Consider the following 22,469-nt stretch of genomic DNA (forward strand, 5'->3'; position numbering starts at 1 on the left):
AACCATAGTGCTCCCTTGCAACAGCCTCAATGTTTATATTTGTAGAACTAACCAAAATAAGTACGCAGTAATAAATGTGCAAGCAAAACTAACAAAGGCAATACTACCAATACCCAAGTGCTTTCCACCAAAGCCCGCCAATAATTCCCCATACACTTAAATTAATAACGCTCATTATAAGGCCCATTACCCACCAGTCTTTTAATGATACATAGCCTGAGCCAAACACTATGGGTGATGTGCCTGTTGCGTAATGCGTTAACGACATCATGAGTGATGAAGCGCCAGCTAACAGTAAACCTAAAAATAAAGGCGGAGCGCCAAGCGCCAAACCTGCGGCGTAAAATGCGGCAAACATAGCAGTAATATGTGCTGTGGTACTGGCAAAAAAGTAATGAGCGTAAAAATACACAGCTACCAATATAATAGCCGATACAATCCAGTCAAAACCCAGTTGCGCAATATTGCTCTCAACAAGTGTTGAAAACCACGTTACCAAACCTAATTTATTTAAAAAAGTGGCCATCATTACTAATGCTGAAAACCAAACAACGGTATCCCACGCAGACTTTTCTTTAAGTACATCGTCCCAACTTAATACACCAGTCACTAATAAAACCGATAAACCTAAAAAGGCCACTGCGGTTGTGTTAACTGCGTAGTCAGCCCCTAAAATCATTGCAGGCACGCCGGCCCATAAAATAAGCAGCATGGCAAAAACACCCACCATTATTTTTTCGCCGTAACTCATTGGGCCCATTTCAGTTAATTTAGATTCTGCGTAGGTTTTAGCATCGGGTGTACTTTTCACTTCAGGTGGGTAAATGGCATAAACAACCAAAGGCACAAGGGCAATACATAGCAAACCAGGAACAAGCGCTGCCAGCGCCCATGTACTCCAAGTAATACTAATATTTGCACCAGTAGCATCTGCAATAAGCTTTACAATTAGAGGGTTAGGAGCCGTGGCGGTAATAAACATAGCTGATGTAATAGGGTTTATATGGTAGCTCACCAAAGCAAGGTAGTGCCCAATTTTACGAGATGTGCCCTCCTCAGGAGACGAGCCAAAGCTTGTTGCTATAGACTTCATTATTGGGTGAATAATAGCGCCGCCTCGCGCGGTATTACTTGGCGTCACAGGCGCTATAACAAGTTCAGACAGCGCGAGTGCATAGCCAATACCAATAGTTTTTTTACCAAAAAAAGAAATGAAATTATAGCCAATACGATTACCTAAACCGGTTTTAGCTAAACCCCGAGAAATAATAATAGCAATACCAATCAACCAAATTAATGAATTAGAAAAGCCACTTAATGCATCTTTAATAGCGCCAGATGGGCTGTCATTAGTTACGCCCGTTAATGCAACAGAGGTAATAGCTAAAATAGCAATGGCGCCGATAGGCATTGCTTTACCAATAATGGCAACTACAGTACCAATAAATAAAGCGAGCAAATGCCATGCGTTTTCGGTAACACCTTGCGGAGGCGGTACAGCAAACCAAAGTAATAAAACAATGGCTATAGAAATCAGTCCAGAGGTAATTCGAATATCAGTACCTTTCATTAAAATGTCCCTAAGTTTTAGAAATGCATGCATTCAGTGTATTGAAAAGGCAACGTTATTCTACTTCATTTAATAATAAAAAAGATGACGCACATCATATGAAAATTAAACTTATTTAATTTTATTAATAAAGAGGTAATAAACCATAAACTAAATGAATAATTAAGTTACCCGATGAGAGCTTACGTTGTGCTTAATCAACTCTTATTTTTTAAGAGTTAGCTTGAATTGTTTTATAGGTTCGTAAGGTCTTTATAAACCTCAACGAATACTTGGAAATACAATGAACTTAAAACTAACCAACAATGTGATTACTTTTTTATTAGCGAGTAGCTTTTTACTACTTGGCTTATCGTTTGCGTTAGGAGCAAACCCTAATACGTTAACGGCTACGTTTAGTTTTTACGGCGTTGATTCGCTAATGTCTGTATCTGCGTTAGGTTTAATTAGTGGCTCATTTATGATTGCTTTAGCGTTTGCCACCGTGCTCGCTCGTTTTAAACTAATGAAACCTACGCCAGCACTTTTACTTGCAGCAATTATAAGTTTAGTTGCATTACTTACCTTATTTGCCAGCAACCGTTGGATGGCGCAACTTGGTGGCTTTCCAATCATTGGTAGCGGGCAGGGCATAATTAAATACTTTGCTGTAGTGCCTTTATATTTGTTTTTATTTTATAAAGACAAACTTACCGACAAACAACACGTACTTTTAAACTTTATACCGGTTGCTATGGTTTTACTGTGGATCGGCGGCATGAAGTTTTACGAGTTTGAAGCAAAAGGCATTGTAAGTTTAGTAGAAACCTCACCGTTTATGTCGTGGTTATATACGGTATTTAGCGTACAAGGCGCGTCTAACATGATTGGCGGGTTTGATGTATTATTTGCTGTGTTATTGGGCTTAGGGCTATTTTTAAATAATAAAAAGCTAATTATTGTAAGTGGCTTAGCGTGTTTAAGCGTATTTATGATGACCCAAACATTCTTAATTACCGCAACCGGTGCATTTAGTTCTTCCACTTTATTGGATCGTTTAGGGCAATTTGTAATTAAAGATTTGTGGTATATAGCCAACCTTGTTGTTATTGCTTTTTTAATGATTTTTAAGCCGACTAAATAAAGAGAGCGTTATGATCAGTTGCAACCAATACGACTACATCGAAATTGCTTGTATGCACCATTTAAGCATTAAGCTTATATTAAAAAATGGTGATGGTGTATGCGGGATAGCAACTGACACAAAACGCAATGCTAATAGAGACGAATGCATAGTTGTTAATGTAAATAGCGAGTTGAAACTCATTGTGCTAACTACAATCAGCGTACTTAAAGCGCATGAGAAAAACCCATACTTTGACCATGTGAATTTTGAAGTAAAGTAAATGCCTCACTCATTCGTTTTTATCATAAATAAAGCTCTATTTTTGTTTTGTCCAATAACATTATTAAACACCGTTTTGGTGAAAAATTACAAAGGGTTTTTTGTAACATATTTAATTACTTGTTTACACTGAAGTTGTTTAGTGGAATTATTGAACACTGTAATATACGCCGTTTTGGGGTGCTATAAATCCCCAAAGTGGTGCTCAATAAGCTGTTAGGTGTTTAAGGATAAGCATGAAAAAGTATCTACCTTTAATCATATTAATAATCTCTGGTTGTGTTGGTATGAAAACTTATAAAGGTGTCATAGTCCAATATAGCGATGTAAGCAAAAACTCTGATGGGACGTATTCAATTGAGGTTCTTGGTCATACCGATCTTAATGAAACAGATATGGTCGAATTGGTAGAGCTCAAAGGAAAAGAGTTATGCAAATCTAGTGATATATACGTAAAAAAATATAAAATGGGTACTTATGGCTCGCATAGTCAGTTTGGTTCTGTCTACCCACCAAAGATTAACGCAACAATTGACTGTAGTGTAAACAATGCATAACAGGCTGTTAAACAAGGATAAAAATAGTTGGCTTTGTTCCTTTGTTGCTAATTTAACTAACTATTTTCTGCCTGTTAACAGGCTCTTTATATAACTACGTGAGGAGAGATGATGAACAAGGAAACTATAGGGAAATACGTCGCAGTTCTGGGATTATTGCTTTTCTGGGCACCTCTTTGGGGAATTGTTGATTCGTATTTAATTATGTCCTCTTCATTTCAAGAGATAACGCTGTTTGGAAGTAATGAACCTAAAATATCACAAGAAGAAATGTCATCAACAGTAACAGGGTTCATCTTATTTTTAGTTGCACTTTGCTTTTTAACATTTTCCGTTGTGGGCTTAAACTATCGAACTAAGTGGCTTTTTTGGGCACTAATAATATATTCAACATTGTTACTCTTCATGTTCCCTGTTGGTACAGTGTTAGGAGTAACTGTGCTGGCAGCGCTAGTTTTGAACAGAAAAAAATTTGGACTTGACGGTGACCTTACATAACAAAGCCATTAACCGGATTTGTGCAAGAGCGCTACAAATCGGTTATGGCAGGCGTTAGCTTTCTAAGAAGGTTTCGAGTTGAGAACAATATTTAGCTTTATTTTAGCCTCTTTAATTGTTGCATTTTTAGCGCCAATGGCAATTGAAAGGAAATTTACTATTATGCCTTTTGGTATATTTATTTGGACGTTAATAGTTGTTCTAATTTTGGTTCCAGTAACAGCATTTCCCATTTATAAATTTATCACTAAAAGCTGTGGTTATTCGCTAAATACAGTGCTCAAATCTTCAGTTATATCTACTTGCTTAGTTTCTTTCTTTTTTGTTTTCCCTTCAGGTTTAGATAGCTCAATCATTAATGGTAAGGTATTGGTCGAAAATGGTTCAATTACGTTAATAGGTTATGGATATAGCTTTTTACAATTATTTTTATTTTCTATAGTAGGCCTTGTTGCTGGTATTGTATTTTACGTTTCAAAAATAGAGTTAAACAAAAGCTAAAGAGTTAGGATGAGATTCATTCTAGCTTTTACATAAATAATAAATTAAAGCAGCGGGTTAAGTGGGTTTTATAAAAATAAATCACGCAAAAAGCTGAGCTGAAATGAAAGAAAGAGTAAAAAGACACTCACACTAAATTATCCAGTAATACCCTCCAAAACATCAATTAAAACAACACCTAGTCCTCTTATTATATTCCACGTGAAGTGAAGTAACCGATTGAACCAAAATAGGAACTCAGCTATGGTTTGTTTATCAATAAAAAATTAAAAAACGAGTTAATCTACAGGCTTGTTATATTTCACGGAGGATTTAGGTTGTCATTTCCAACTTTAGAGACAAATCGCTTAAGGTTAGATCAATTATCAAAAGAAGATTCAAATAGTTTGTTTGAGTTGTTCTCGGACAATTCAGTTGTAGAATATTATGATTTAGAGGCGTTTACTGAACTGTCACAAGCCAGCCATTTAATTGAGTTTTTTAACGCTCGTTTTAAAGAAAACTCAGGTATTCGTTGGGCTATTCGCCTAAAAGAAACAGATCAACTTATAGGTACTTGCGGCTTTAATACTTGGAGTCCTAAAATGAAAAATGCTGTTATTGGATATGATTTACTACCTAAATATTGGGGTAAGGGTTTTTCCACTGAAGCAGTTCATCGAATAGTTAAAGCCGCATTTTCAGGTGACTTATCTTGCGGTAAACTTAATCGTATTCAAGGCGATACTGTTCTTGGAAACTCTGCATCTGAGTCACTCCTTTTAAAAGTTGGGTTCAAAGAGGAAGGTATAAGGCGTCAAAGTGGTTACTGGAAAAATCAGTTTCACGATCTTAAATGCTTTGGGTTAATTCAGTCCGAGTACTCTGAAATACGGCAAGTTAGGATAATAACAAACAGTTAGCATACTAAATTTCCAGTAATACCTTCCAAAACGTCAATTAAAACAACACCTAGTCCTCTTTTTATATTCCACGTGAAATGCAATAACGATTGAACCAAAATAGGAACTCAGCTATGGTTTGTTTATCAAAAAAAATAAAAAACGAGTTAATCTACAGGCTCGTTATAATTCAAATCTGATAGGTGTTTATGCGTTATATATATTTTTTCTTACTATTATTTTTAAGTGGTTGTGCTTCAGCCCCAAGAGATGCTTTAACTTTTGACCAGGTACAGCTACCTCAACCAAATGAAGAGCAAAGTGTTTTAGTATTCCATAGGTTGTTAACCCCACCAGCGGCATCAGATATGCGTGTAAGTATAAATGATAAAAAAATTGTAGCACTACCAAACAATACTTTCTCTTACATAAAATTACCTGCGGGTAATTACGATTTAAAAATTAGCTGGAGCCCACTCACAGGAGTGTGGAGTAATACAAAACAGCTAATAATTGCACCTAATCAAACTAAATATTTACAATTAAATAGCAGTGTTTATACGGCAATGGGTGTTGAACTAGGTTCGAGTAAACATGATCAGTCTAACAAAGAGGCCGCAGAGACCTTGTTAAGAGAGTGCTGTAAATATGTACAAGCTACTGAACTCTAATAGTTGCTTAAACGGACTTCTAATAGTTAGTTTTTTGTTCGTACCTAGCTTATTGTAACCAGCTATTTTACGCTGTTTAATTGAGGCGTTGAGATTGTAGAATTACTCTTTTTATGAAAACAGCCTGTTTAATGGGTAATACATTTATTACACATTGCTTTAAAATGCTTAGAGTTAATTAAAGAAACTAATTAATTGAATTTGGCTATAGAAGTTATTCTACAGCCTCGTTGTATTGCTAAAGGATTATCGTGAAATGCTCTAGGATTGTACTCTTTTCAGTAGGCTTGTATTTATTGCTAGTTGCTTTATCAACAATAGCAACAAAGATTGTTGGCTTTGATGAAATGACTCAAAGTACCTCATTAACTTTTACTTATTACGTCCTCGGATTTGTAACCTTTTTAATCGTGTATTGTTACTTAGGCTATAAGCAAACAGTGAGTCCCTATAAACAAGCCTTTTTAGTTATGGCGGTTTATTGGTTTATTAATCTAAGTGTCGGTGCCTTACTATACATTTTATTAGAGATATCAATGGAGCCTTTAGTATATTTGGTTTCGGCTTTGCTGCATGTTATTGCTGTTTTATTAGGGACGTTACTTGGGGTTCAATTACGTAGTAAAATAATTAAGCATAATAAAAAATCGTAAAGCAGAACATAAACAGCTGGTTTTTGCTTTTTTCACCCTAACCTTAGATAACAACTTTATGGCCTATTTATTCGGCATAAGTAAAAAGGAATTTGAATTTGCTATTCGATTGGTTTAGCTCTGAAAAGCCAAATGTTTATTTGGGATCGTTAGCTGTAGCTAATAACAGCCATTTTTCTAAGGTAGAGTCGTTTTTTTATATAACGGGCGATTCACTACAAGATCATATGCACAAGAAGCTTGAAGATATTTTTTGTCTTCACAGTATTTCGTCTATTAAAGAGCCTAAAAAGTCAGATATTGGTTTAGATGTTGTTATAGTTACTTTGCATGGTGGTGATGCATTCACTATAGATTTTGATACAGCTATTATTCCGCTATTTTGGCGACCAAAAGTTAAGTTAGTATCGCGCTTGTATAATATTAAACACAATAAGACGATTAAAACGTTCAGCGTTTCTAAATCTGTTACGTGGCGCGAATTCATAGCTAAAAAATTTAGCTTAAGAGGCTTTTTTCGTTGGGGTCCTTTGTACCATAACGAAGACATGGAAATACTGTTGTATAAAGCATGCTACGAGTTATTAAATAAAATGCGAAAGGCTATTTAACCAGTAGCCAATAAGAATAATTAAAATAAGATAAAATAAAAATACATTTTGCTCTTGGTGAACATTATTACAAACAAAAGAGGAACTCAGCTATGGTTTGTTTATCAATAAAAATAAATAAAAAACGAGTTAACCTACAGGCTCATTATTTTTCGAACATCGAGGATATTTATGGAAATTGAATATATTTGGGGTGTTTTAGCGGTTATTGCAGTTTTATTTATATTAATATTTGGTAACTCAATACCTAAGCATGGCAGCGTAACTGAAGGTGATGTTATTGTTGCTTTAAAATCAGGTCATAAAGTTAGAGCAATAAAATATTATAGATCTGTTCATGGTGTAAGTTTGAAAGAAGCTAAAGATGCTATTGAAAAATTAACTTCAAAAACATAAAAACATGCCCTGAAGTGAGGGCCAAATAAAACTCAGCCATTAATTGCAAGTTTTAAAAGGGGTGAGCCTCTTCGTTTTCCACCACCTAAATACAACCCTTATCCATTTGAATACCAGCGATCTAATAATAAATTGGGCTATCCCCACTTATTTCACTTCAGCGATATCATCAAACGCGCGCAATATCCCTTAAAACCAATACCTAAAAAAATAACTATGGGAGGTCCTGTAGTCAAATAACTATATTTTAGTAAACACTAGTTCATATTACGTCACGTAATATCCATACAGAACTTTAAGTTAAACATACGTTCGTGCAGCGTTCCCATTTTTATTTGACTCAATTTATTGGACATTCTTTTTATGAAATTAAAGTTATTTATCGCAATTATTTTTAGCACTTCGATGTCGTCTTACGCGACAGAAGCAGTAGATAAAACGGAGTTTTCATTCGAAGACTTAAAAGCCCTAGCAAAAGCCTCAGCCGAAAAGCCCTATACGCCAACTAAGGTGCCAGCGCCGGAGTTAATCGATAAAATTACGTATGACGAACACTGGAAAATACGCTTTAAAGAAGATGAAACCTTATACCCAAGTGGAAAAAAGGCGCCCGTACAATTATTTTACCCTGGCCGATATTTTCCTGAGCCAGTAAGTATTTACATCAGAGACGATAAAAATCAGGTTCAAAATGTACCTTTTAGTAATGATATTTTTGATATGCCTGATGACAGCCCAGCTCACGATCTCCCAGAGGGGTTTGGATTTGCAGGCTTTAGAATAATGCGCCCAGATATGAAACCCGATTGGATATCTTTTTTAGGCGCGTCTTATTTTCGTACCGACGGCCCAGAGGGGCAATATGGACTCTCGGCCCGAGGTATCGCGATTAATACGGGCATGAATCAGCCAGAAGAATTTCCGCGTTTTTCTGCATTTTGGATTGGCCCCGCAGAGAAAAAAGGTGAAAGTGTGTCTGTTTGGGCATTGCTTGAAGGGCCTTCTATCACTGGTGCTTATCGATTTGGTTTAAGTAAAGATAACAAAGAAGCCAAAGGCCATATTACCTCTGTAACGGCTAATTTGTATATGCGCGCCGATGTTGAGCGTTTAGGTATAGCGCCATTAACCAGTATGTATTGGTACTCACAAAAAGATAAAACAGAAGCTAAAGATTGGCGCCCAGAAATTCACGACAGCGATGGCCTGGCGATTCACACAGGATCGGGTCAATACGTTTGGCGCCCATTAAATAACCCTCAGTCGGTGTCGACCAATAGCTTTATTGATGAGAATCCAAAAGGGTTTGGTTTAATCCAAAGAGATCGTGACTTTAATAACTACCAAGACGACGGCGTATTTTACAATAAGCGTTCATCAGCGTGGATTAAACCTACTGGCGATTGGGGCAAAGGCGCAGTTCAGTTAATCGAAATTCCTACAAAAGATGAAACGTTCGACAATATTGTTGCCTACTGGGTGCCCGAAAAAGAGGCGCGCAAAGGTGATGAGTTTACCTTTTCTTATGATATTGAATGGCGTCCACTCGATCCAAAATCAAAAAACCTTGCAAGCGTTGTAAATACTCGCCAAGGCTTAGGCGGAATTCCCGGCCAGCCTATTCCTGAAGGCGTTAACAAGATGGTGATTGATTTTGAAGGTCCAGTATTTAAAGGCTTAGATAACAAAAGTGGTATAAAGCCGATTGTTGAAGCCAGCAACGGTGAAATATTAGAACCTATTGGAGTTTATCCGGTAGTTGGTACAAACCAATGGCGATTAGCGTTTGACTACAAACAAGCTAACAACAATCCGGTGAACATACGCGCGTATTTAGTTGATAAAAATGATGAAGCTATAACTGAAACATGGGTAAGTGATGCAAAGGTAACGATTAAATAAGACCTTAAATAAGCATTAAAGTAAAACGGGTGGCTATATTTTGATTTTCTGTCAATTATAGCCACCATAATGTCTATTAAAACGCCAATCAAAACACCATTAAAACTCCCTTTTATATCCCACGTAAAATACAGTAATCGATTGAATCAAAATATGAACTCGGCTATGGTTTGTTTATCAATAAATATAAAAAAACGAGTTAACCTGCAGCTTATTAGCTGTTTCGAGGGATTGTATGTTTTTTTTGAGTAAATTATTTTGTTGGGAGCGAGGCCGACAAAAATCAGGCTACGATAAAATGTTGATTTGTGGTGCTACGTGGCCAATTAAATTTGATACATATTTGCTTAAATTCCCACAAGGAAGTGAAATAGCACCACACACAGACAAAGTTGAATCTGGTAAACACTATCGGTTGAATATAGTGCTTAAAAAAGCAGATTTGGGTGGTGAGTTTATTTGTAGTAATCCGATATTTGAAACAAAGCGGGTTAAGCTATTTCGCCCTGATGTAAGTGAGCATCAGGTATCAAAAGTTATAAAAGGTAATAGATATTTACTCAGCATTGGGTGGATAAAAGGGAGCGCTAAATGCTAGATTTAAGACCTAATTGTGAATGTTGTGATAAGAATCTACCTGCAAAGTCCACAGAGGCTTTTATTTGTTCATTTGAATGCACATTTTGTTCTGGCTGTGCTCAAACGTTATTAAATAACGTGTGCCCAAACTGCTCAGGTAATTTGGTTCAGCGGCCAATTCGCCCTTTGGCTGCACTAAAAAATTACCCAGCATCGACTAAACGGGTATTAAAAAAAAGTGTTTGTGCGCCAAGCACATAAGAACACAAAGTATAATAATTACATTTCTGGGTATGGAGATCTGATGAGAAAATCCTTTGAATTTACTATTAAGTCAATCAAAGTTAAAATAATTAACACTTGGTTTAGTGGTGCTAAATTATATGTGAATGGTGACTTACGAGATACTGACAAAACTTTGTTAGCTATTAGGAATAATACTTTACTATCTGCAAATTTAGGTGAGTTGGGTGTTCTAGAAATCAAGCCATTATCGGGTTTAATTACCGTCGAAATGGATGCATATTTGGTTAATGGTACAAACATTCAACATGTATATAGCTCACATAAACGCCTTAGCCTAAAAGAGCAAAGGGCAGCCCGATAAAGCTACTTTAAATAACGTATATTCCTGCATTTACCTGCCTTCAGTAATAACCTCCAAATGACTTTGAGGAGGTTTAAGCCCCTAAGCATACCAAGTTAATATACTTGGTTTACTCGATTACCTTAAATCACTCACACTCTTTCACATAAAGTAAAAGCGCGCTGTACATTACACTGAGTGCCTTTGTTACATCGCCGTCTATAACCGCTTCTGCTGGGTGATGGCTTATACCGCCAGGGCTGCGTATAAACAACATGCCAACGGGGCAAATTGGAGCGATTGCCATTGCATCGTGCCCTGCGCCTGAGGCAAGTGAAGGCGATGCTTGGTTATTGAGTTTACATGCGCTTGAAAACAAATGCTGAAGAGTGGTGTCGCACGCTACGGCATCGGCGGCATGCGTCCATTGCCAATCAAGCGTTAAATTGCGTTTGCTTGCTATAGATTGAGCGCTGTTTTGTATGACGCTTAGTAAGTTAGCGAGATCGGTGTCGCTTTGTGCGCGTGCGTCTAGGCTTATGGTTGTTTTGCCTGCAATCACGTTTGTAGCCCCAGGGCGAGACTGTATTTGCCCTACGGTGGCAACTTCGCCATTTTTAGCATTACTTGCTAGTTTTTCAATTTCGGTTACTAATTCAGCGCAGCCTGCTAGTGAATCCTGCCTCAAGTTCATTGGGGTTGTACCCGCATGACCGCTTTGGCCTGTTAGGGTAAGCATGGCGCGCTTTGCTCCTGCGATTGCAGTTACAACGCCTAACGCCTGATTAACCGATTCGAGTACAGGACCTTGTTCAATATGAGTTTCCCAGTAACCTAGTAATTCGTTTTTGTTTAGTGCGGCCTTTGCATAGTCGTTGGGGTTTAAACCAAAGTCGAGCATGGCTTGGCGCATAGTTATGCCGCTTGTGTCTTCAATGTTTAGCCACTGTGGGTCAAATTCGTTAGCGAGGGCTTTTGAGCCAATTAAAGTGGTGGCAAAGCGGGTGCCTTCTTCATCGCAAAAGCCCACTACATCTAAATGAAAGGGCAGGTCGAGCTTTAACTTATGTGCAAGCGCTGCAATTTCTATCCCCAGTAGTACACCTAAAATACCATCAAACGCACCTGCGTTTGGTACGGTGTCGAGGTGCGACCCTATAATTAAACGTTTAGCATGGGGGTTTGATGATTTTAGTCGCCCCCAAAGGTTGCCCACTTCGTCTTGCCACGATTGCATGCCTGCCTCAACCATCCACGATGCAGTAACGGCGTTACAATCTTTGTGCTCTTTTGATAAGTACACGCGGTGAATACCGCCTTGCATTTGCGATAGTGCGCTGAGGGTTTTACAGCGAGATAAAGCGCGTGTTGCGTATTCATCAGCAAGTTCTTTATCTAATAAAGGGCTGTGTTGTGGGCTTACAATCGTCATGCTAAATCCTTTTTTTATTTATAGTGAGCAAGGGCGGCAATAGCGGCTTCGCCTTTAGGGCCTTTGTAACCGTTGGCATGTAAGCAAGCGTCTAAGCTTGCGAGTGTTTGTAATACAGCATCTTTGCGGGCGTTGTAGCCCATAGTGCCAATACGCCAAATTTTGCCATGCAGCGGGCCAAACGAGGTGCCAATTTCTATTCCGAAATCGGTTAGCATTTGTCCGCGTACGTGATCGGCATTAATGCCCTCGGGTATATACACACCCAGTACGTTGTTCATTTTATGTGTTAAATCACCAAATACATTTAAGCCGAGCGCTTGAATGCCTGTTAGCATGGCATCGCCATGTAATTTGTGGCGCGCTACGCATTTATCCACGCCTTCTTCAATGACTATGCGGGCGCATTCTGAGGCGCAGTACAGCATGCTGGTGGCTTCGGTATGATGGTTGAGGCGCTCCTCTCCCCAGTAATTCATGATCATGCCTAAATCAAAATAGTTAGAGCGTACAAAGGGCTCTGTGCCGTCGGTATGGTCGGCCGTGCGAATACCTGCTTCTACCTTTTTGCGTTTTTGGATCCAATCGGCGCATTTATCGCTAAGCGTTAATGGCGCAGACCCAGAAGGTCCGCCTAAACACTTTTGCAGACCAACAGAAAGTGCATCGAGTTTCCATTCATCGGCAGGAAGTTCGTTACCCACAATGGAGGCGGTGGCATCACAATAAAATAGTACATCGTGCTTTTGGCAAATATCGCCAATATGCTCAAGAGGTTGGTTCATGGTGGTGGATGTATCGCCTTGTACCATAGCAAGTACATGGGGTTTTACATCAACAATGGCTTTTTCGATTTGTTCTGGCGTAAACACTTCGCCCCACGGTACTTCTATTGTGTGCACCTTTGCGCCAACGCGTTCTGCTATTTCAGCAAGTAGGTGGCCAAAGCGCCCCATAATTGGCACAAGTACTTTATCGCCTGGGCGTAAAATTGAGCATAATACGGCTTCAATCCCTGCGCGCGATGTGCCATCTATTAGCATGGTCCATTCGTTTTTAGTTTTAAAAATTTCGCGGTAACGTGCCATGGTTTCGTTCATAAAACCGGTCATTACTGGGTCGTATTGGCCTATAAGCTGCGCCGACATAGCACGTAAAACACGAGGGTCGGCATTAATTGGGCCTGGTCCCATTAATAAACGCTGTGGTGGGTTTAAGGTTTGAACTTGCGTGTTATTAAACATATTTTAGGCTCCCAGAGTCTGAATAAGCATGCGTATGCCGGTTATCATTAAGACAACGGCAAAGGCGCGTTTTAGTTGTTTTTGATCCAGCTTGCTACCAATTTTTACGCCAATAGGCGCAAATAAAATAGTCAACGGAATAATAAGAAAAAAGGCAGGGAGGTTAACCAACCCCCACGTACCTAGGGGAGCATCGGTTGGCGTTGTGCCAATACTTAATAAGGTAATAACGCCAGGTAGTGCAATCAATAAACCAAAAACGGCCGCAGTACCTACTGCAACATGGGCGCGTACATTAAATGCGTTTAGCATAGGTACGCCAATAGTGCCGCCACCTATGCCAATCATTACCGACAAACCACCTACAATACTTGCCATAACCCCTTGACCAAATTTTCCTGGCAGTTGTTTTACAAGCGCGGGTGCGCCGGCTCTAAATAGCATGTTTAAACTGACTAAAATAGCAATACAGGCAAACATAAGTACCAGTGCATTACCGCGTATTGAGTGCGCTAAGTAGCTGCCTACAACGGCCATAACTAAAATAAATGGTGCCCAGTATTTTATTAGCGCAAGGTCAATATTCCCTTTGCTATGATGCGAGCGAATAGATGAAAGCGAAGTAGGTACTATGGTTGCAAGTGATGTAGCGGTGGCTATCATCATTGCCGACTCTGGGCTTACGCCAAAACCTTGCAGTAAAAAATACAGCACAGGGACGATAACAATACCGCCGCCTACACCAAAAAGTCCTGCTAAAATACCGGCAAAAATACCGGTTGCTATTAAGGCTACTATAATTGGCCATTGATTTATTATTTCTGACATTGTGTTCCTGCTGTAGTTACTGTTGCACGTCCATCTGAACGAGGATCTGTTGCAGCTTCAAGGCTTGTAGGTGTATCTAAAATAGCCCCAGCGTGCCCCATCATTTCGTTATTATTATCAACGCTTACCCAATCGTGGTCACGTTGATTTAATTCATGTTCTATATGAAAAACTAACTCTTTTTCAATTTTTAAATTTGTACTCGTATCGCCCCATGTTCGTCCAAGTAACCAACGAGGGTCGCTAATTGCTTGTTTTATAGATTTATTTCGCCACGCGTAGCCTGCAAAAACAGCGGCTTGAGTTTGTGGCTGCCCTTCACCGCCCATTGTTCCGTAAGCAAGTCGACGACCATCGCTAAACTTTGCCAGTGCTGGGTTAAGTGTATGAGCGGGCTTTTTATTTGGAGCAAGGGCGTTGGTATCTTGATTGTTTAAACTAAAGCTTAAACCACGGTTATTCCACACAAAGCCGCCTTCACTCATTAATATTCCGCTGCCAAATTCCCAGTAAATGCTTTGAATAAAGCTGACTAATTGCCCGTTTTTATCTCTGGCTGCCATCCACACAGTATCGCCAGGCTCTGCGTTAAATGGCCATTTTTTGGCTTTGGCCATATCAATATTGTTAGCAAGTTCGCTTAAGCGATTATCGGTTAGTGCGTTTTTATAATCGTCTCCTAATGCTTCAGGGTCAGCCCAAAGGGTAGGGCGATGGGTAAAGCTTTGTTTAGTTGCCTCAACAATTAAATGTGTCCAGTCGGCATCGGTTTTAGCTAAATGCTTTAACTTATTTACGGCACCAATTATTTGTAGTGAATGCACGCCTTGTGTTGGCGCGGGTAAGTTGTAGCAATCAATACCACTGAGGTTTGCATTTAGCGCAGTAACTACCTCGGCTTTAGTATTTGCAATGTCACTTGCGGTAATTGAGCTGCCTGCTTTTGCTAAGTCAGCGGCAAATGAGTTGGCAAGTACGCCTTCATAAAATGCGTTTAAGCCATGTTTTGCTAGGTATTCAAACGTTGCTGCAAGTTTAGGGTTTTTAAAATGTTGACCTGCTTGCAAGGGCTTGCCATTGGGTATGTAGAGGCTTTTAAACGCCTCATTGGTATTGTTAGCAGCGGCTAGCTTTTCGCAGCCTGCTTGCAAGCTTTTTGTAACTGTAAAGCCCTCGCGAGCAAGTTCAATAGCAGGTGCTAAAATTTGTGACAGTGGTAGTGCCGCTTGCTCATCTAGTTCAAGCGCTTTTTGCCAGCCGCGTATTGTGCCCGCTTGAGTAAGTGCGCTTAATCCGCCGCGCTCTGGTATTTGCGTGAGCGTGTTATAGGGCGTTGTATTAGTTGCTGCGCGGCCGCAGGCGTCAATAGCAGTGGGCGTTTTTTGATTTGGCTTATCGATAAGCCAAAAGCTGTCGCCACCAATTGAGTTCATATGTGGATATACAACGCTAATAGCAGCGGCAGCCGCTACCATAGCCTCGGTAGCTGTACCGCCTTGTTTTAGTATATTTATACCCGCCTCAGTGGCCGAAAAATGAGACGCGGTAAATGCAATGTTGTGTGTGGTCATGCCGGTGTGTCCTGTTTAAAGTGTGCAGCTAGGTGCTTAACGCAAGCAAGTAGGCTTTTATCGTTACCGTGGCTCATCATTAATGAAAAACCATACGGATGATCATTTGCTAAATCAGCCAGTGGTAAATGCACTTGCGCTGAGCCACTAAGCCCTGCAATTGCCGAAAGCGTAATAATTTGCATGCGTAAGGCGCTTGTGTCGGCGCCTAATTTAGGTGCGGTTGTGGGGGTGGTTGGCAAAAATAAACAGCTGTTTGTATTTAGGTTTTTAGCTATTAGTGTTTGCCATTGGGTTTGCACTTTTAGTGCTTCTTGTTCTTCTTGATCAGTTAGGGCAAGCGCCATATTAAAACGTGCTGCAATTGCAGGAGCAAACTGGGGAAGTTGCCCCTGCAATTGAAGCCAGTCTTTATGCGTTTTTGCGATTGCTCGCCCTTGCAGTACTCTAAAACTATCAGCAAGTTCATTTAATAAGCTGCTGTTAGGTAGTTCAAATTCTTTATGGTGCTTAAAATTAGGCTTGGTTTTTTCAAGCAATTGTTTAAGTGGGGCTTGTAAAACAGGGTCAACGAGTTCAAATAACGGCTCGCAAATAACTAAGGTATCAACGTTATTAATAGCTTGATTTGGTAGCAGTACATTACCTACACCGCTTAATAGCTCAGCGCTTTGGGTAAGCCAACCTATGGTATCAAAAGGGGGAGCCAACGGTATAAGGCCGTCTTTTTCAATCACGTTATGGCTTGGCCTTATGCCATATAAACCACAATAGCTGGCGGGTATTCTAATTGAGCCGCCGGTGTCGGTGCCTAAGCCAATATCAGCTAAGTTAGCAGCAACTGCAGCAGCAGACCCCATACTCGAACCACCGCAAGCATGCCCTTTTAATTTAGGATTTTGCGCAGCGCCATAATGTATATTATTACCCTCTAAGCTATAAGCTAGCTCGTCAGTATGGGTAAAGCCTATAAAGTTACAACCAGCGGTCATGAGCTTATTAACCGAGCTTGCCGTATTTTGAGCCGGTTTAGCTGTTTTAAACCAGTGTGGGTTGCCTGCGCTGTTACGCTCGCCCTTTACTGCAAATACATCTTTTACAGCTAAGCGATTGTTTGCAAGCACTCCAGACTGGCTTGTTTGCCACAGGGTAGGACCGTGATTGCAAAATATACCTTTGTTGTTTTTTTTATCACTCATTTGCAGCTCATTATTATAAAACTGACCAAGTACTTACTTATTAAGTTAAGAGTGATTAAAAAGCGGGCTGGTTATTATTATTATGAATACCAATTTTATTAAAAACATGATCATTTTATCGGATTAAATAGCGCACTCACTGCGTCATTTTCTTCGCGTTATAATAGATCACTAATTTAATGCAATTGCTAAGGCTCCGCTTTTTAATCGGTAGTTTTGATTTTATAGTGCTTAGACTAAGCAAGAGGAATGCCATAAATTAAAATCCTGTCCAACTGGTCAGGTTTTGTTGGGTTGTATGAGATTTGTAAATGTGGTCTGTAAAAATAGTGAGATTAAAATGAGCTAAAACAAACCAACTTGGTGCGCAGATGCACCAAGTTGGTCTTTATTTATATGGCTTTGAGTGCTAAATAAGGGGCGTTTTACTGATGATTAAACCGTTAATATCGGCGTAAACCCAATCGTTAGGTTCAATAGTAGTGCTAAGCATGGTAACAGCTTGGTTTTTATCACCAAAGCCGCGCTTTAAGGTACTACGCGGTGTAGAGCCTAGCGCCATTACAGGTAAGTTCATCGTGGCGAGTATTTCTATATCTCGGCAACAGCCATTTATTATTACGCCTTCCCAGCCATTACTTAAGGCACGCTCGGCCATAATATCGCCTATAAACGCAAAGCGTTTGCTCGCAAACCCGTTTATAACCAATACTTTACCTTCACCATTTTCATGCAATATATCGGCGGCAAAAGAGTTGTCTTCTGGGCAGGTAACGGTAACTACTTTGCCATAAAACGTGGTTTTTTTACCAAAGTGATAAAGGCCGCTGTCTGCTACTTGCACGTTATCGCGATGATCGTCAAATAAATCGGGTGTAGTAAAGGGTGTCATGGGTTAAGTCTCACTTTGCTCAGGTATTTTAAGACCAATACCTTTTAAAATTATGTGGGCAATTGATTGCGTAATTTGTGCCACATCGGTTTCGTCGTACTCTAATTTGTTCATTACGAGTAAAACCTCAGCCTGAAAGTCGGCGTAATATTGCGTGGTAGACCAAATAGTAAAGAGCAAATGGTAGGGATCAACCTTATCCATTTTATCAGCGTCCATCCATGCTTGAAGTACATCAACCTTTTGTTTAACCCAAGGGCGGGTATTGGTTCTAAAGTAGTTTTGTAAATAGGGTGCACCGCGCAGTATTTCACTGGCAAATAAGCGAGATTGCATTGGCTGATTTACGGCCAGTATTACTTTGCTTTTAATATAGTTATAAAGCACGGTAGCTGGATCGTCGTTAATTGTGACGTTATCGAGCCCTAAGTTCCAATTAGCTATTATGCGGTCAATCACAGACTCGTACAGACCATCCTTACTTTTAAAGTAATACAAAATATTAGCTTTTGGCACCTGCGCTTCTTTAGCAACCATGCTCATACTTGCTCCGTCGTAACCTAATTGCGAAAACAATTGCTCGGCGGCATCTAAAATTAGTTTTTGGTTTTTCTCGCGTGTGACTTCTTTTTTATTTGGCTTTATTTTTGTGGTCATTATAAAGTTTGCGTGTTTAACGTATTGATTGATTGTAGCTTTACTGACCAAAAGGTCAATTACTAAAAAGGGTGAATGCTAAAAACAAATGAGAGGTTTAAGCTATTAACTTTAGGGTCTGTTGATCTTTGCGGATTAAAATTTGTTCAAACTAGGGGCTATTTAATCGCGGCGCGAGATTTGTAACCTAGTGGGCTAAGTAAAAACCGAGCAACAAAGAGTAAGTAGTCCCTAGGAAGAACCCTTTGGGCAGCGCCTGTTTGGCATTAATGCTACGTTATCGCCCATTAATGGGGAATAACCACACTATATAGGCTCTGCCTTGCCTAAATACCAAACAGACTGCTGCAAATTCAACCTTGAAAGAACAACAGACCCTTATTGTTTAATTAAATAATTACTGTTAGTTTAGTTTCAAATTTACGAGTAGTACTTTTGGATTGGCAAATGGATTTTATAAGCAAAAATAAATACACGCTTTATAGAGTCGCGGCCATATTACTGTGGAGTTGCTTAGTTGCATTACTACGGGATATTTCTGAGTTGTTTAGCCCCATTGGTGGTGCGGCGGCTATGTATTCTGTCAGTGCGATATTTTTAATTTTGGTTATGGGAGTGCCCAAGTTTAGTGGTTTTTCGAAACGTTACTTGGTAATAGGTACTTTATTATTTGTATCGTACGAAATTTGCTTGGCGCTTTCTATTGGTATGGCAAACAGCCGTCATCAGGCAATGGAAATGGCGGTTATTAATTATTTATGGCCCACGCTGACTATACTGCTCTCTATTATTATTGGTCGTAAAAAAGTAAGTTTCTGGGTTTACCCAAGCATGATCATTGCTTTTTTAGGCGTTGCTTGGTGTATTACAGGCGATCAAAAAATGTCACTCGATACGCTTGTTACTAACTTTGCTGATAATCCTGCTACTTACTTAATGGCATTAGCTGCAGCGTTTATATGGGCTATTTATTGCGTAGTTACGCAAAAGCTGAGTAATGGTAAAAATGCTATTACGTTATTTTTTACTGTCACGGCAATGAGTTTGTGGGCGCAATATGGTTTTTGTAATGAAGCGCCATTAACGTTTTCACTGGGCTCAAGCATAACTTTGCTATTAGCTGGTGTAGTAGTGGGGAGCGGTTATGCACTGTGGAATCAAGCTATAATTGGCGGTAACTTAATGCTGTTGGGAACACTTTCGTACTTTACACCGGTGTTTTCTACTATTATTTCGGCGTTGTATTTATCTATTACGCTGAGTGCTTCGTTTTGGCAGGGGGTTGTACTGGTAACAGTGGGCTCGCTAATTTGCTACTTTGTAACGCGAGAAAAGCCTAAACAACCTCAAATAGCGTCTGCAACATAAGGCTAATTTTATTAAAAATAAGCCCTATTATTTTAGGGCTTTTTGTTGCGTGCAGATTATTTTGCATTATTTACCTGCGCTAGTAACTCTATAACTTTTTGTTGACCAAATGTTTGTGCAAATTGCTCTGCTGTTTGACCGGCTTTGTTTTGATGCGCGTTATCGCAATCAAGTGATACGAGTGTTTTAGCTATACTAAATTCACCTCTAAAAATAGCGGCCATTAGCGCTGTGTTGCCACGGTTATCTTCTAGACAGGCATTAGCGCCTAAGTGTAAAAGTGTGTTAACCGTGTTTTTATTACCATGGTAAGTAGCAATCATTAACGCGGTGTAGCCTTTATTGTTGTAGCTGTCGATAGGAATACCGGCATCTACAAATTGCTCTATTACAGCTGTGTCGTTTGTGCGTGCTGCGGCAAAGTAATAAGCAAATAAACTATCGTATTGAGTTTTTGCAGAATGTTGGGTTTCAGATTGCGTACTGGGTGTTTGTGTATCTGATGTATTTTGAGCGTAAACGCTACTGGTAAAGCTCAGAAATAGAGCGACTATAATTAATAAATTACGCATAACAATTGTCTCTTATAAAAGAGGAAGGGTTTATTCCTTCCTCATGATTGTGGTTTAAATAGCTATTTAGTTGGGACTAATTGCTTTTAACTAGTTGCTTATAAGTTAGCGGCTAGTTGTTTAACCATTTTAAGGTCGCCGTTTACAGCTTTAGTTAAGCGTGTACCGTACTCACTATCAGCTTTGTAAAAGTGGCTAAGCATTTTGTGTTTAACACTGCTGTTTTGCACTTTGCCTAAATCGCCTGCTAGGTTATTAATTAGGTTTGTACGTTCTTGCTTGCTAAAACCACGGTATATAACACCAGCTTGCGCGAAGTTTTGCTGCTTTTTAATCGCAGCTTGTTGTACAAAGCCTTTTAGCTCTGTGTTACTTCTACGTGCAATTGGGTTTTCAGCTACGTTTTCTTGGCTTGGCTGGTAGTTCACATTGCTTGTAGTGTTACCAATATTCATTGCGCCGTCTTGGTTGTAGTTAACCACTTCAACTTTTGCACGGTTAATTGGCAGTTGCTGGTGGTTAGCACCTAGGCGGTACATTTGTGTATCAGCGTAAGAAAACATACGACCTTGTAATAGTCTGTCTTCTGATGGCTCAATACCTGGAATAATGTTTGCCGGTGCCATTGCTACTTGTTCCGTAGATTGGAAGAAGTTAGTTGGCATACGGTTTAGGGTCATTGTTCCTACTTTAGTTTCTTTAATGTCTAACCACATTTTTGTTGCATCTAACGGGTTGTAATCAAAGTCATCAAGCTGCGATGGATCAAGCGTTTTAATGTACAGATCCCATTTAGGGAAATTGCCTTTGCCAATTTCGCTGTAAAGGTCGCGTGTTAAGTGTTGGAAGTCTTGGCTTTGCACTTTAGCTACTTCTTTTGCGTCAAGGTTATCAATACCTTGTTGGCTTACCCAATGAAACTTAACGTATTTAACATCGCCCGATTTGTTAATCATTTTGTATGCATGTACACCCCAACCGTCCATTTTACGAAGACTTGCTGGTGTACCGTAGTCGCTGTAAACCCACGTTAGCATTTGTGTAGAACCTGGTTCGTGCGAGAAAAAGTCAAATACGCGGTTAGGATCTTGAATATTATCAACCGGAGATGGTTTTAAAGAGTGAACCATGTCTGGAAATTTAATCGCATCGCGAATAAAGAACACCGGTAAGTTGTTACCTACTAAATCCCAGTTACCTTGGTCTGTGTAAAACTTAGTTGCAAAGCCACGTGGGTCACGCAGTGTTTCTGGGCTGCCTTTTGAGTGAATTACCGATGAAAAACGAACAAATACGTCTGTTTCTTTACCAGCTTGTGCAAACGGTGCTGCAATTGTTAAATCATCTAGCTCTTTTGATGCTACAAACACACCGTGTGCGCCGGTACCACGAGCATGCACAACACGCTCAGGAATACGCTCACGTGCAAAGCGTTGCAGTTTTTGAATTAGTTGCACGTCTTCTAGTAATACACTGCCACGTTCGCCAGCAGTAATTGAATTTTGGTTGTCGCCAACAGCTGCGCCGTTATCTTTAGTAAGAGTTGTTGCTGCGCTTGCCGGTAATGCCATTGCAAGTGCCAGTGCAGTTAGTGTTAATTTTGTTTTGTTTATTTGAGTATTCATTGTCGACCTCATCTATTTAAAAGTGCCGGCAGTGGTGCAGGCTGTTAATCTGTTAACGATAGTATTAATTTTATTAACTTCGGTAAAACTGATTAATTAGATTAATGTGATTTGTAAAACAGATGAGATGAATTTGCAGATACACTTTTTACATTAATGTAATTTTTTTACTACGACCTTAGTCGCAATATGCTTTTATAAAATTTATTAAATACAAAGGTTTTTAGTTTTATCTGGCGGTATTTTCATCAAGCTGGTGCGTTTTATACTTACAGTGTGTTGACATATTCGC

The 22,469-nt window shown here is 39.5% G+C and carries 25 protein-coding genes; 15 read left to right on the forward strand and 10 right to left on the reverse strand.

What is annotated here, in order from left to right; genetic code table 11:
* Positions 1–103: 103 nt before the first annotated feature.
* Positions 104–1,570, reverse strand: a complete 1,467-nt coding sequence (locus H5090_RS07040) for a DASS family sodium-coupled anion symporter (protein ID WP_182695355.1) — start codon at positions 1,568–1,570, stop codon at positions 104–106.
* A gap of 283 nt (positions 1,571–1,853) precedes the next feature.
* On the opposite strand from H5090_RS07040, the gene H5090_RS07045 reads away from it, so the two are divergent.
* The 14 genes from H5090_RS07045 (at position 1,854) to H5090_RS07110 (ending at position 10,810) form a co-directional block, all read left to right on the forward strand.
* Positions 1,854–2,693: a DUF417 family protein gene (locus H5090_RS07045; RefSeq protein ID WP_182695356.1), complete on the forward strand. Its 840-nt coding sequence runs from the start codon at positions 1,854–1,856 to the stop codon at positions 2,691–2,693.
* Positions 2,694–2,703: 10 nt separating this feature from the next.
* Positions 2,704–2,955, forward strand: a complete 252-nt coding sequence (locus H5090_RS07050) for a Rho-binding antiterminator (protein ID WP_024596162.1) — start codon at positions 2,704–2,706, stop codon at positions 2,953–2,955.
* A 235-nt stretch (positions 2,956–3,190) separates the two neighbouring features.
* Entirely contained in the window at positions 3,191–3,511 is a 321-nt protein-coding gene (locus H5090_RS07055; protein WP_024596161.1) for a hypothetical protein, read from the forward strand.
* A gap of 111 nt (positions 3,512–3,622) precedes the next feature.
* Positions 3,623–4,009: a hypothetical protein gene (locus tag H5090_RS07060; RefSeq protein ID WP_182695357.1), complete on the forward strand. Its 387-nt coding sequence runs from the start codon at positions 3,623–3,625 to the stop codon at positions 4,007–4,009.
* Between the two features lie 78 nt (positions 4,010–4,087).
* Complete coding sequence (locus H5090_RS07065) at positions 4,088–4,510, forward strand: hypothetical protein (RefSeq protein ID WP_024596160.1); 423 nt, start codon at positions 4,088–4,090, stop codon at positions 4,508–4,510.
* 317 nt (positions 4,511–4,827) lie between these two features.
* Complete coding sequence (locus H5090_RS07070) at positions 4,828–5,412, forward strand: GNAT family N-acetyltransferase (protein WP_024596159.1); 585 nt, start codon at positions 4,828–4,830, stop codon at positions 5,410–5,412.
* Positions 5,413–5,600: 188 nt separating this feature from the next.
* A complete protein-coding gene (locus H5090_RS07075; protein ID WP_024596158.1) occupies positions 5,601–6,062 on the forward strand; it encodes a DUF2846 domain-containing protein in 462 nt (153 codons plus the stop codon).
* A 251-nt stretch (positions 6,063–6,313) separates the two neighbouring features.
* Complete coding sequence (locus H5090_RS07080) at positions 6,314–6,715, forward strand: hypothetical protein (protein WP_310736310.1); 402 nt, start codon at positions 6,314–6,316, stop codon at positions 6,713–6,715.
* Between the two features lie 98 nt (positions 6,716–6,813).
* Positions 6,814–7,326 (forward strand): hypothetical protein, encoded by a 513-nt coding sequence (locus H5090_RS07085; RefSeq protein WP_024596157.1) that lies wholly within the window; start codon positions 6,814–6,816, stop codon positions 7,324–7,326.
* Positions 7,327–7,497: 171 nt separating this feature from the next.
* Positions 7,498–7,722 (forward strand): ribosomal protein L7/L12, encoded by a 225-nt coding sequence (locus H5090_RS07090; protein WP_007378552.1) that lies wholly within the window; start codon positions 7,498–7,500, stop codon positions 7,720–7,722.
* Between the two features lie 363 nt (positions 7,723–8,085).
* Entirely contained in the window at positions 8,086–9,624 is a 1,539-nt protein-coding gene (locus H5090_RS07095) for a glucan biosynthesis protein (RefSeq protein ID WP_182695358.1), read from the forward strand.
* Positions 9,625–9,859: 235 nt separating this feature from the next.
* The gene (locus H5090_RS07100) at positions 9,860–10,222 is read left to right on the forward strand and encodes a 2OG-Fe(II) oxygenase (RefSeq protein WP_149593221.1); all 363 of its coding nucleotides are present in this window, start codon (positions 9,860–9,862) and stop codon (positions 10,220–10,222) included.
* Positions 10,216–10,464 (forward strand): DUF1272 domain-containing protein, encoded by a 249-nt coding sequence (locus H5090_RS07105; protein ID WP_182692416.1) that lies wholly within the window; start codon positions 10,216–10,218, stop codon positions 10,462–10,464. The genes H5090_RS07100 and H5090_RS07105 overlap by 7 nt, the downstream gene beginning before the upstream one ends.
* A gap of 43 nt (positions 10,465–10,507) precedes the next feature.
* Positions 10,508–10,810, forward strand: coding sequence for a hypothetical protein (locus H5090_RS07110; protein WP_004334655.1), 303 nt, complete (start codon positions 10,508–10,510; stop codon positions 10,808–10,810).
* Between the two features lie 127 nt (positions 10,811–10,937).
* On the opposite strand, the gene H5090_RS07115 is transcribed toward H5090_RS07110, so the two are convergent.
* The 7 genes from H5090_RS07115 to H5090_RS07145 form a co-directional block, all read right to left on the reverse strand.
* Positions 10,938–12,221, reverse strand: a complete 1,284-nt coding sequence (locus H5090_RS07115) for an allantoate amidohydrolase (RefSeq protein ID WP_182695359.1) — start codon at positions 12,219–12,221, stop codon at positions 10,938–10,940.
* Between the two features lie 14 nt (positions 12,222–12,235).
* Positions 12,236–13,465 carry an alanine--glyoxylate aminotransferase family protein gene (locus H5090_RS07120; protein WP_182695360.1) on the reverse strand — a complete coding sequence of 410 codons (1,230 nt, stop codon included), beginning with the start codon at positions 13,463–13,465 and terminating at the stop codon, positions 12,236–12,238.
* A gap of 3 nt (positions 13,466–13,468) precedes the next feature.
* Positions 13,469–14,293 carry a sulfite exporter TauE/SafE family protein gene (locus H5090_RS07125; protein ID WP_007378545.1) on the reverse strand — a complete coding sequence of 275 codons (825 nt, stop codon included), beginning with the start codon at positions 14,291–14,293 and terminating at the stop codon, positions 13,469–13,471.
* Positions 14,281–15,864, reverse strand: coding sequence for a gamma-glutamyltransferase family protein (locus H5090_RS07130; RefSeq protein ID WP_182695361.1), 1,584 nt, complete (start codon positions 15,862–15,864; stop codon positions 14,281–14,283). Before H5090_RS07130 ends, H5090_RS07125 begins: the two co-directional genes overlap by 13 nt.
* Positions 15,861–17,063, reverse strand: a complete 1,203-nt coding sequence (locus H5090_RS07135; protein ID WP_182695362.1) for an amidase family protein — start codon at positions 17,061–17,063, stop codon at positions 15,861–15,863. Before H5090_RS07135 ends, H5090_RS07130 begins: the two co-directional genes overlap by 4 nt.
* A 409-nt stretch (positions 17,064–17,472) precedes the next feature.
* Positions 17,473–17,955 (reverse strand): putative 4-hydroxy-4-methyl-2-oxoglutarate aldolase, encoded by a 483-nt coding sequence (locus H5090_RS07140; protein ID WP_165729003.1) that lies wholly within the window; start codon positions 17,953–17,955, stop codon positions 17,473–17,475.
* A 3-nt stretch (positions 17,956–17,958) separates the two neighbouring features.
* The gene (locus tag H5090_RS07145; protein ID WP_182695363.1) at positions 17,959–18,612 is read right to left on the reverse strand and encodes a TetR/AcrR family transcriptional regulator; all 654 of its coding nucleotides are present in this window, start codon (positions 18,610–18,612) and stop codon (positions 17,959–17,961) included.
* Positions 18,613–19,059: 447 nt separating this feature from the next.
* On the opposite strand from H5090_RS07145, the gene yddG reads away from it, so the two are divergent.
* Positions 19,060–19,980, forward strand: a complete 921-nt coding sequence (yddG, locus tag H5090_RS07150) for an aromatic amino acid DMT transporter YddG (RefSeq protein WP_182695364.1) — start codon at positions 19,060–19,062, stop codon at positions 19,978–19,980.
* Positions 19,981–20,036: 56 nt separating this feature from the next.
* Here yddG and H5090_RS07155 read toward each other — a convergent pair whose 3' ends face one another.
* Together H5090_RS07155 and H5090_RS07160 are read right to left on the reverse strand one after the other, a co-directional pair.
* Positions 20,037–20,552 carry an ankyrin repeat domain-containing protein gene (locus tag H5090_RS07155; protein ID WP_004334678.1) on the reverse strand — a complete coding sequence of 172 codons (516 nt, stop codon included), beginning with the start codon at positions 20,550–20,552 and terminating at the stop codon, positions 20,037–20,039.
* Between the two features lie 98 nt (positions 20,553–20,650).
* On the reverse strand, positions 20,651–22,177 hold the full coding sequence (locus H5090_RS07160; RefSeq protein WP_039488381.1) for a catalase: 1,527 nt from the start codon (positions 22,175–22,177) through the stop codon (positions 20,651–20,653).
* Positions 22,178–22,469 lie beyond the last annotated feature (292 nt).

The organism is Pseudoalteromonas sp. SR43-5, assembly GCF_014163835.1.
GTDB classification, from domain to species: domain Bacteria; phylum Pseudomonadota; class Gammaproteobacteria; order Enterobacterales; family Alteromonadaceae; genus Pseudoalteromonas; species Pseudoalteromonas distincta.

Coding starts and splice junctions, on each gene's coding strand:
- H5090_RS07090 (WP_007378552.1), top strand. CDS start 7,498: ATGGAAATTGAATATATTTGGGGTGTTTTAGCGGTTATTGCAGTTTTA.
- H5090_RS07050 (WP_024596162.1), top strand. CDS start 2,704: ATGATCAGTTGCAACCAATACGACTACATCGAAATTGCTTGTATGCAC.
- H5090_RS07040 (WP_182695355.1), bottom strand. CDS start 1,570: ATGAAAGGTACTGATATTCGAATTACCTCTGGACTGATTTCTATAGCC.
- yddG (WP_182695364.1), top strand. CDS start 19,060: ATGGATTTTATAAGCAAAAATAAATACACGCTTTATAGAGTCGCGGCC.
- H5090_RS07120 (WP_182695360.1), bottom strand. CDS start 13,465: ATGTTTAATAACACGCAAGTTCAAACCTTAAACCCACCACAGCGTTTA.
- H5090_RS07105 (WP_182692416.1), top strand. CDS start 10,216: ATGCTAGATTTAAGACCTAATTGTGAATGTTGTGATAAGAATCTACCT.
- H5090_RS07125 (WP_007378545.1), bottom strand. CDS start 14,293: ATGTCAGAAATAATAAATCAATGGCCAATTATAGTAGCCTTAATAGCA.
- H5090_RS07095 (WP_182695358.1), top strand. CDS start 8,086: ATGAAATTAAAGTTATTTATCGCAATTATTTTTAGCACTTCGATGTCG.
- H5090_RS07100 (WP_149593221.1), top strand. CDS start 9,860: ATGTTTTTTTTGAGTAAATTATTTTGTTGGGAGCGAGGCCGACAAAAA.
- H5090_RS07135 (WP_182695362.1), bottom strand. CDS start 17,063: ATGAGTGATAAAAAAAACAACAAAGGTATATTTTGCAATCACGGTCCT.
- H5090_RS07130 (WP_182695361.1), bottom strand. CDS start 15,864: ATGACCACACACAACATTGCATTTACCGCGTCTCATTTTTCGGCCACT.
- H5090_RS07045 (WP_182695356.1), top strand. CDS start 1,854: ATGAACTTAAAACTAACCAACAATGTGATTACTTTTTTATTAGCGAGT.
- H5090_RS07145 (WP_182695363.1), bottom strand. CDS start 18,612: ATGACCACAAAAATAAAGCCAAATAAAAAAGAAGTCACACGCGAGAAA.
- H5090_RS07075 (WP_024596158.1), top strand. CDS start 5,601: ATGCGTTATATATATTTTTTCTTACTATTATTTTTAAGTGGTTGTGCT.
- H5090_RS07160 (WP_039488381.1), bottom strand. CDS start 22,177: ATGAATACTCAAATAAACAAAACAAAATTAACACTAACTGCACTGGCA.
- H5090_RS07060 (WP_182695357.1), top strand. CDS start 3,623: ATGAACAAGGAAACTATAGGGAAATACGTCGCAGTTCTGGGATTATTG.
- H5090_RS07115 (WP_182695359.1), bottom strand. CDS start 12,221: ATGACGATTGTAAGCCCACAACACAGCCCTTTATTAGATAAAGAACTT.
- H5090_RS07155 (WP_004334678.1), bottom strand. CDS start 20,552: ATGCGTAATTTATTAATTATAGTCGCTCTATTTCTGAGCTTTACCAGT.
- H5090_RS07140 (WP_165729003.1), bottom strand. CDS start 17,955: ATGACACCCTTTACTACACCCGATTTATTTGACGATCATCGCGATAAC.
- H5090_RS07110 (WP_004334655.1), top strand. CDS start 10,508: ATGAGAAAATCCTTTGAATTTACTATTAAGTCAATCAAAGTTAAAATA.
- H5090_RS07055 (WP_024596161.1), top strand. CDS start 3,191: ATGAAAAAGTATCTACCTTTAATCATATTAATAATCTCTGGTTGTGTT.